This window comes from Prevotella sp. C561, assembly GCF_000224595.1.
Classification (GTDB): Bacteria; Bacteroidota; Bacteroidia; order Bacteroidales; family Bacteroidaceae; genus Prevotella; species Prevotella jejuni.
In genome coordinates, this window is record NZ_JH114139.1 from 278498 (window position 1) to 286034 (window position 7537).

The following is a 7537-nucleotide window of genomic DNA, read 5'->3' on the forward strand; positions in this document are numbered from 1 at the left end:
GGCGTTCTGTGGGCTCAAACTGTGCGCCAAACGCTCCGTGAACTCTGTGCGCTCTGTGAGAGAAAACCTCTCCAGCGAGTCTCGCAATTATTCTTTTTCTCACAGAAAAACACAGAAGAACAGAACACACAGCATTCCACAGAGACATTAAGTCAACCGATTTCACAGAACCTTACAGCCATCTTTGGCAGTAACGTTCTGTGAATTCTGTATGCCGGAGGCCTTCTGTGGGTTCGAAACGTGCGCCAAAAGGTTCTGTTAAGTCTGTGAGTTCTGTGAGAGAAAAAACTCCCCACAAATTAAACAGGGCGCAAAAAGGTTCTGTTAAGTCTGTGAGTTCTGTGAGAGATAAATATATCCTTTGTGAGAGAAAGAACTTCCCAGCGTGGTAGAAAGAAATACACACTCCCACGCAAACTGCCCAATAAGAGTAACCTCGTAGCCCCTCTCCCTCCCTGAAACATATAAAAAAGCATAAAAAAGCACAACTAAACGCACGGAGATTTGGCTATTCACATATTTATATGTACCTTTGCAAGCCGTATCAACTTAGGATAACGGAATATAGCTATAGTTTTAGGAGGAAATAGTAAACCATTCATGAGACAACTTAAGATTTCAAAAAGTATCACTAACCGTTCCAGTGAGGCACTCGATAAGTACCTTGTTGAGATCGGACGTGAGCCGATGATTACCGTTGATGAGGAGATTGAACTGGCACAGGAAATCCATAAGGGCGGCCGAAAAGGCGAACGCGCGAAGGAGAAACTGATTAAGGCTAACCTCCGTTTCGTCGTCTCTGTGGCTAAACAATACCAACACCAAGGTCTCTCCCTGACCGACCTTATCGACGAGGGAAACATTGGCTTGGTTAAAGCGGCCGAGAAGTTCGATGAGACTCGTGGCTTTAAGTTTATCTCGTATGCTGTCTGGTGGATCCGTCAAAGTATTCTGCAAGCTATCGCTGAGCAGAGCCGTATTGTGCGACTACCGCTCAATCAGGTGGGTGCTATATCTAAGATTAACCAGGTGACGAACGAGTTTGTGCAGCAACACAACCGTCGTCCTTCTATCCACGAGTTGGCTGAGTTGACTGGTATCGACGAGGCTCGCATCCGTCAAAGTCAAAGTGCTGACAACCACCACATGAGTATCGACGCTCCTTTCAGCGATGATGACGATAACTCAATGAGTGATATGCTCTCGTCAGGTGACGACTCTCGCACCGACCGCAGCGTCGATTTCGAGTCTATGTCAGACGACCTTCGGGCCGTTCTACAGAACACTCTTAAGGATAGAGAGATAAAGATTGTCACCGAGTGCTTCGGTATCGGATGCCAAGAGAAGGGTCTGGAAGAGATTGGAACAGAGATGGGTCTTACCCGTGAGCGTGTTCGCCAGATTCGTGAGAAGGCTATCGAGAAGATTCGTGAGAGCGGTAATGCTCGCGTACTCATGAAGTACTTGGGCTAAGAAAGGCTACAACAAAACATTAATGATAGATGTGGATGTGTCGAATAGGGCGCATCCACTTTTTTTGTTTAGGCTGATGAAGAATCGTGAGGGACGAGGGGAGCTTTGCGATAAGTCTTTCTCTTCTAAGCGACTGAGTAGGACAATAAAACCACAACACCATCGTTATATAAGGTATGAGACGTAAGGATATTCAGAAATACATATTACTACTATTGTTCATCGTGGCTGCTCAGATAGCAGTAGCACAATCATTTACGCTACAAGGGAAGGTTTCTGACAAGGATGGGAACCCTATCGAGTTAGCTTCTGTCATGGTTGTTACGCAAGGAAAACTGTCGATGACCAACCTGAAAGGTGAGTTCAATATGCAACTACAGAGTGAAGACTCCGTGAAGGTGCGCTTCTCAATGATTGGCTACAAGACTAAGACGAGGGTTCTCGTGCGTCCAAAAGGGAAGCAGACACTGCTCATTCAGTTGGCTGACGACAACGAACTGCAAGAGGTGGTAGTGCAAGGAAAGACCAAGCAGCACGGTACGACGGAGGAGTTAGACGTTCAGAAGACGAAGCAAGGACCCTCTACTTCGGGCAACGCTGTCGAAGAGTTAGTACAGACACAGGCGGGTGTTTCTACCCACTCCGAGCTATCCTCACAATATAATGTGCGTGGAGGAACATTCGACGAGAACTCTGTCTATATCAATAACATAGAGGTGTTCCGACCTTTCTTAGTGCGAAGTGGACAGCAGGAGGGGCTCTCCATCATCAATCCCGACATGGTTGAGAGCGTTGGTTTCTCAACGGGTGGCTTCGAGGCAAAGTATGGTGACAAGATGAGCTCGGCCTTAGACATCACTTATAAACGGCCGAAGAGGACCGAGGCAACGGTTTCGGCCTCTCTCTTAGGGGCTTCGGCCTACCTCGGACTGGCTGCGAAGAAGTTGACGTGGACCAATGGCGTGCGTTATAAAACTAATCGTTACCTACTCGGATCACTACAGACAAAGGGCGAATATCGGCCGTCGTTCCTCGATTATCAGACTTATCTCTCATGGAAACCCAACAAGCGTTGGCAGGTGGACTTTATCGGTAATATATCAGAAAACCGTTATGACTTTGAGCCAGAAGACCGAGAAACGAACTTTGGAACGCTTCAGAACGTCAAGAAGTTCCGTGTCTATTTCGATGGAAAGGAACGTGACCTCTTTAGAACCTTCTTTGGTTCGTTGGCGATCACACGCCATTTGAGTGCTCACACCGACCTTTCTCTCCTCGCTTCGGCTTTCACAACGAAGGAGCAGGAACGCTATGACATCCAAGGACAGTACTGGCTCACACAGACGGAGACGTCTGAGAACCTCGGGGTGGGTACGTATATGCAACATTCCCGCGACTATCTTAATGCGAATGTGCGCAGTTTGAAACTGATGATGCAGCACCGCATGGGTAAACACAGGCTCGAGGGGGCTGTGACCTATAAGTTCGAACGCATCAAGGAGAACTCGGCTGAATATGAATACCGTGACTCGGCAGGGTATAACGTACCGCATACTGGGCGCGACTTAAAGATGATCTATTCGCTTCGGGCTCGTAACGAACTGAATGCGAAACGCTTCGAGAGCTACCTACAAGACACGTGGAACTTCCAAACACGTGACTCTGTTCCGACGTTGTTCACGCTGAACTATGGCGTACGCTTTGCCCATTGGGACTTTAATGGGGAGAGTCTGTTCTCTCCTCGAGCCTCGCTGACGATCACACCGGGCAGGAACCGCAACCTAAGTTTCCGTCTTGCAGGGGGCATCTACTACCAAGCTCCGTTCTATAAGGAGCTTCGCGACACGTCAATCGTCAATGGTGTCACCTACGCAACACTGAACCAGAAGATACGAGCACAGCAGTCTATCCATGCGTTGGCAGGCATGACTTATCGCTTCGAGATGATGGGTAGGCCGTTTAAGTTCACTGCTGAGGCTTATTACAAGGCACTCTCACACCTCGTCCCTTACTCGGTCGATAATGTGAAGGTGACTTATTACGGTGAGAACACGGCCTCGGGTCATGCCACAGGACTCGACCTCAAGCTCTTTGGTGAGTTTGTTCCGGGGGCTGACTCATGGCTGACACTCAGCGTGATGAACACGAGTATGAAGTTGAATGGTAAGCGTATTCCACTCCCAACCGACCAACGCTATGCGCTAAACCTGTACTTTACAGACTTCTTCCCAGGGACTACACGATGGCGTATGTCGCTCAAATTGGCCTATGCCGACGGTCTGCCGTTCTCTGCACCACACAAGGAACTGGAGAACAACACCTTCCGAGCACCTGCTTATAAGCGTGCCGACATCGGTATGAGTTACCGACTATTAGACAACCATGACGGTCGCAGCAATACAGTCTTTAAGAACATCTGGCTTGGAATAGACTGTTTAAACCTCTTCGGGATAAACAACGTCAACTCATACTACTGGGTTACCGACATCGCCGGACAGCAGTATGCAGTGCCAAACTACCTCACTGGCCGACAAATAAACGGTAGGGTCACTGTGGAGTTTTAGGGGAGAAGGGAGCAAAACAGCACCAGATACTGGACTCAACAGCCCCAGGTGTCGGCCCCTCCCCCCGTCCCCTCCCCCAAAGGGAGGGGCGTGATCACCGAGATACCCCCATAGTCTGCAAAATGTTTCGGCCTTTTGTTATTGAGAAAGCCTCATAGTCTGCAAAACGCTTCGGACTTTTGTTATTGAGAGAGTCTCATAGTCTGCGCAATATTTTAGCCTTTTGTTATTGATATACTCTCATAGTCTGCAAAACGTTTCAGCCTTTTGTTATTGAGAGAGTCTCACGGTCTGCGAAACGTTTCAGCCTTTTGTTATTGAGAAAATCTCATGGTCTGCGAAACGTTTCAGCCTTTTGTTATTGAGAGAGCCTCATAGTCTGCGAAATGTCTCAGCCTTTTGTTATTGAGAAAATCTCATGGTCTGCGCAACGTTTCAGCCTTTTGTTATTGAGATACTCTCATAGTCTGCGAAATGTTTTAGCCTTTTGTTATTGAGAAAATCTCATGGTCTGCGCAACGTTTCAGCCTTTTGTTATTGAAATACTCTCATAGTCTGCGTAACGTATTAGCTTTCTGTCTATTCTACAAAAGTAATCTGTATATTTGTTCTTATGTTTTCTTCGAATAGAGTAGGGTATGGGCAGCTTATTATCCTTATATTTTCTCCATCCGATTACTACCCGATTAGCGAAGAAAACACAGCGAATCGATTCACGATATGGGTTGACTAATCCCACCAAAAACCCACCCCCTCCTTTTGTTTTCTCCCTTCTCTCTGTTATTCTCCTTCATCTACATTACACACTCCAATCCCCCTCTCCCTCTGTTACTACCCTCTGTTCCTTTGTTACTCTGTCTCTTATTCCCCTGTTACTACCCTCTGTTCCTTTGTTACCCTGTCTCCTCTTCCCCTGTTACTATCCCCTGTTCCTTTGTTACTCTGTCTCCTCATCCCCTGTTACTATCCCCTGTTCCTTTGTTACTCTGTCTCCTCATCCCCTGTTACTACCCCTCGTTCCTTTGTTACTCTGTCTCCCTTTACCCTGTCTCCTTATACCCTGTCGTGTAAAGAATGTTTACCTGTCCTATCCACAGGGGCCTTTACTCTGTCCAAGACAAGGCCTTTCAAGCATGCAGAACATGCCTTTCTTGCCTCTTGAAGACGCCCTTCTTACCCCTTGAACATGCCCTTCTTGTAGACACGTGTCCAAGTCTTTGATAGTAAGGAGGTTACGATAGTCAAAGAGACGGATATGATGAGCCTTTCTAAGTGGTTCGATTAACGTGTCTGTAAAGATATTTCATAGTAACAGAACCTTGCGTTTTTCATGGAAGAAGAGTCCTCACACAGGCCGTCCCATCTGTCCTTTCCTCGATTGGCAGGCATGATAAGACACAAAGAAACCCCTACAAGAGCACTTACACACACACGCTGTGCACCGTAAGTCAGCCTCTTTGTAGGGGTATCTCAGTAGCGTTAACGTTCAAGCCTTATAGTCCCTTATTGCGAATAGGGTCATTATACTGCACCTGAAGTTGCAGGAGTTGCTTCTTCAAGTTCTTTGTTAGCTTCTCCGTACCAGGTTTCCCGTAGATATTATGCATCTGTTCAGGGTCTTTCTTTAGGTCGTATAGCTCCCAAGAGTCGATATCGTTGTAGAAATGAATGAGCGTGTATCGCTTCGTACGAATACCATAGTGGCGGCAAACAGAGTGCTCGGCAGGGTATTCGTAGTAGTGATAATAGAGCGACTTGCGCCAGTCTGATGGCTTCTTACCCTCTAACAGAGGTAGGAACGAACGCCCCTGTATATCGGAAGGTATCTTTGCGCCAGCCACATCGAGGAATGTTGGAGCATAATCGATGTTCTGTACCATCTCGTTGATAACGCCATGCTTACCCCCAGGGAAGTAGATCAATAGCGGCGTGCGGAACGACTCCTCATACATAAAACGCTTGTCGAACCATCCATGTTCGCCCATGTAGAACCCCTGATCAGAGGTGTAGACGATCATTGTATTGTCCAGTAAGTTATGTTCACGGAGGTATTCAATGACACGTCCAACGTTACGGTCGACAGAATGAATTACTCGCATGTAGTCGTGCATATAGCGTTGATACTTCCATTCAGCCAGTGCCTTACCAGAGAGTTTATCCTCCTTAAACTTCTTGATGATAGGGTCGTAATAGCTATCCCACTGTGCACGTTGTGAAGGCGACATGCGGTTGTAGTTCGCACGTCCCCATGGTTCAAGTCCTGTAGTAGTATGGATCTCGTTCTCTTTATCGGCCATCTTATTATCGTAGACAAGGTCCATATCCTTGATGATGCTCATCTTCTGCTTCTGAGCAGCAAGTCTTCCGGCATAGTCATCATAGAAGGTTTTAGGCAACGGATAGGTCACGTCGTCATAAAGACGCAAGTCGCAAGTGTCAGGATTCCATACTCTATGAGGCGCTTTATTGTGCATTAGCAGACAGAAAGGCTTTGTCTTATCGCGTTTATGCTCCATCCAGTCTATCGCCATGTCCGCAATAATATTCGTGACATAGCCCGAACGGCGTATTCTCTTCCCATTACTAAGGAAGTCAGGGTTGTAGTAATCGCCCTGTCCGATGAGGATGTCCCAGTAATTAAAGCCTGTTGGGAGTGAGGTGAGATGCCATTTTCCAATCATGGCTGTCTGGTAGCCCTGCTTTTGAAGTAGCTTTGGGAAGGTCTGCTGACTACCATCAAAGGTCTTGGTGTTGTCTGTGAAGCCATTAGCATGGCTGTGTTTACCAGTGAGCATACACGCACGTGAAGGTCCACTAAGCGAGTTTGCAACGAAACTCTCTTGGAACTTCACACCGTTATCAGCCAGCCAATCGATGTTAGGAGTACTGATAAACCGTTTGTCATACGCACTGATCGTCTGATACGAATGGTCATCGCTCATAATGAAAACGATGTTCATCGGTTTCTTCTGTGCCTGTGCAGGAACGACCGCACCCATTGCCAGTGCCCCTGTCAAGCCGTATAATACTTTTGTTTGCATATATATAAAGTTGTTTATCTCTACTTGTTGCGGTATAGCGCACGCTTCCTTATACCCAAGAAGACAGTAGTAGATTTAGACATAAATGCTTTGATTTAGGTTTACTGGTGCAAATATAACACTTTTTTTATAGTGTACAAAGAGAAAGGAGGTTTTATTCATGATGATAGGAAAGGGAAGCCTCACCCCCAGCCCCTCTCCGAATGGAGAGGGGAGTGATATGTGAGGTTACCCCTATAGGCCTGCTTGCATACTTTGTAGAAGTTTTTCTCTCACGCTGGGGATTTTTTTCTCTCACAGAGCGCACAGAGTTCACGGAGCTTTTTGGCGCACATTTCGAGCCCACAGAAGGCCTCCGGCATACAGAGTTCACAGAGCGTTTCTGCTAATGTTGGCATGAATAAGGGACAACAAGTAGCCTACATCCTTCTTATAGGGGTATCTCGGTGATTACTCCCC

Annotated in this window: 4 protein-coding genes; 3 read left to right on the forward strand and 1 reads right to left on the reverse strand. The window is 47.0% G+C overall.

All coding sequences use genetic code 11. The annotated features are described in order from the left end of the window. The 3 genes from HMPREF0666_RS17800 to HMPREF0666_RS00870 form a co-directional block, all read left to right on the forward strand. Positions 1-204, forward strand: a 204-nt coding sequence (locus HMPREF0666_RS17800) for a hypothetical protein (RefSeq protein ID WP_009010386.1), incomplete at its 5' end; no start/stop codon positions are given. Between the two features lie 396 nt (positions 205-600). After that, positions 601-1473 carry an RNA polymerase sigma factor RpoD/SigA gene (locus HMPREF0666_RS00865; protein ID WP_009010387.1) on the forward strand — a complete coding sequence of 291 codons (873 nt, stop codon included), beginning with the start codon at positions 601-603 and terminating at the stop codon, positions 1471-1473. A 176-nt stretch (positions 1474-1649) separates the two neighbouring features. Further along, positions 1650-4037: a TonB-dependent receptor gene (locus HMPREF0666_RS00870; RefSeq protein WP_009010388.1), complete on the forward strand. Its 2388-nt coding sequence runs from the start codon at positions 1650-1652 to the stop codon at positions 4035-4037. A gap of 1493 nt (positions 4038-5530) precedes the next feature. Here HMPREF0666_RS00870 and HMPREF0666_RS00875 read toward each other — a convergent pair. After that, on the reverse strand, positions 5531-7078 hold the full coding sequence (locus HMPREF0666_RS00875) for a sulfatase (RefSeq protein WP_009010390.1): 1548 nt from the start codon (positions 7076-7078) through the stop codon (positions 5531-5533). Positions 7079-7537 lie beyond the last annotated feature (459 nt).

Bases quoted from the DNA above. Each gene is read 5' to 3' on its own strand.
- HMPREF0666_RS00865 (WP_009010387.1), top strand. From the start codon at position 601: ATGAGACAACTTAAGATTTCAAAAAGTATCACTAACCGTTCCAGTGAG.
- HMPREF0666_RS00870 (WP_009010388.1), top strand. From the start codon at position 1,650: ATGAGACGTAAGGATATTCAGAAATACATATTACTACTATTGTTCATC.
- HMPREF0666_RS00875 (WP_009010390.1), bottom strand. From the start codon at position 7,078: ATGCAAACAAAAGTATTATACGGCTTGACAGGGGCACTGGCAATGGGT.